General features: G+C 47.1%; 1 protein-coding gene and 2 pseudogenes. All 3 read left to right on the plus strand.

The window, feature by feature from the left end; all coding sequences use genetic code 11:
* The first annotated feature begins 161 nt into the window (after positions 1 to 161).
* Entirely contained in the window at positions 162 to 350 is a 189-nt protein-coding gene (locus QUB14_RS28570) for a hypothetical protein (RefSeq protein WP_333221611.1), read from the plus strand.
* Positions 351 to 376: 26 nt separating this feature from the next.
* Positions 377 to 1,088 (plus strand): annotated as a pseudogene (locus QUB14_RS28575) (IS1 family transposase).
* A gap of 60 nt (positions 1,089 to 1,148) precedes the next feature.
* A pseudogene (locus QUB14_RS28580) lies at positions 1,149 to 1,427 on the plus strand (glycosyltransferase family 4 protein); the annotation flags it as partial.
* Between the last annotated feature and the right edge of the window lie 90 nt (positions 1,428 to 1,517).

Here is a 1,517-nt window from a genome sequence, read left to right on the forward strand (position 1 = left end):
ATCGTAGACGGACCTGATAGTGAGAATCAATCCAATCTCATATCAGCCTTTCGATCAGAATGAAATAGCCCTGTATTCATTCCTTAGTAGCAAACGATCGCACGAAGCAGGCACTTGCATCTGGGGTGCAGGGTAAAATTATTGAACTTGTGGAAAACGGCGTGGATTTATCTGTATGGCGATCGGAATCTAGCTTATCAACAGCACGGGGCGGGCAGGTTCATTTTGTGTTCTTGGGGCGCCTGGAAGACTGGAAAGCTGTAGACTTGCTGCTAGAAGCCTTCGCGCCCGTCGCCGCTCAAACCGATGCAGTCTTGGGTAGTGGCCAAGAAGTAATGATGGTAAGATAGTAGCCTAGATAAGTTTTTTGTCAACGATGCCGAATTGTCCCGTTTGCTCTTGTACCCGCACCGTGAAAAACGGTCATATTCACACAGGAAAACAAAGATTCAAATGTTACGAGTGTGGTCGGCAATTTGTCGAGAATCCAGACAAAAAGGTGATCGACTCAGCGACCAAAGAACTAATCGACAGATTATTGCTAGAACGCCTCTCTCTTGTCGGCATCGCCCGTGCCCTCAAGGTTTCGGAGCAATGCCTCCAAGATTATGTTAACCGGAAATACGGCCTCTTTACCCCGAACCGTACAGGTGTCATCAAAAAAAAAAAGGAAAGCTAACGATTCAATGTGATGAATTATGGTCATTTGTAGACAATAAAGGCAATAAACAGCGGATCTGGTTAGCCTTAGACGCCAAGACCCGTGAAATTGTCGGGGTTTACATTGGGGCAAGAGACTCTGCTGCCGCGAGTGAATTATGGAAATCCTTACCGCCGGTTTATCGACAATGTGCCGTCGCCTACACGGATTTCTGGGCGGCTTACTCGAAGGTGTTACCCAGCAAGCGACATCAGGCGGTCGTCCAAGAGACGGGTAAAACCATTTATATCGAGCGCTTCAATAACACTCTCCGACAACGGGTGTCTCGTTTGGTACGAAAGACCTTATCTTTTCCAAGTCGTTAAATAATCACATCGGTGCGATTTGGTATTTTATCCATCACTACAATTTATCATTACTTGTTTAGGACTACCCAGTCTTGGAAATCATCGGTGATGGGCACATCCGAGGGTAACTCGAAGCTCAAACAGCTCGTTTAGGCATCGACAGCAGCGTTGTATTTAGTGGCTGGCTGTCTCAGCAGGAGTGCGCTCTCAAAATGCAACAAGCTCATGCAATGGTTTTCCCGAGTTTGCGAGAGCCGGGGGGAGCGGTAGTTCTGGAAGCAATGGCAGTGGGCTTGCCGGTGATAGCAACGAACTGGGGCGGCCCAGCGGATTATCTAAATTCCACTTGCGGTATTTTAGTAGAACCAGCTTCTAAAGAAGGCTTTGTGAAGGGACTGATATCATGTCCGGTCGATTAACCATGATATAATCAGGAGAAACACCACCCCCATCAAATAAAGAATGCCAAAACGAATTACGATCACACCTCATCTGAGTCCAGAAGAGCT

The organism is Microcoleus sp. B3-D2 (assembly GCF_036705345.1).
Classification (GTDB): domain Bacteria; phylum Cyanobacteriota; class Cyanobacteriia; order Cyanobacteriales; family Microcoleaceae; genus Microcoleus.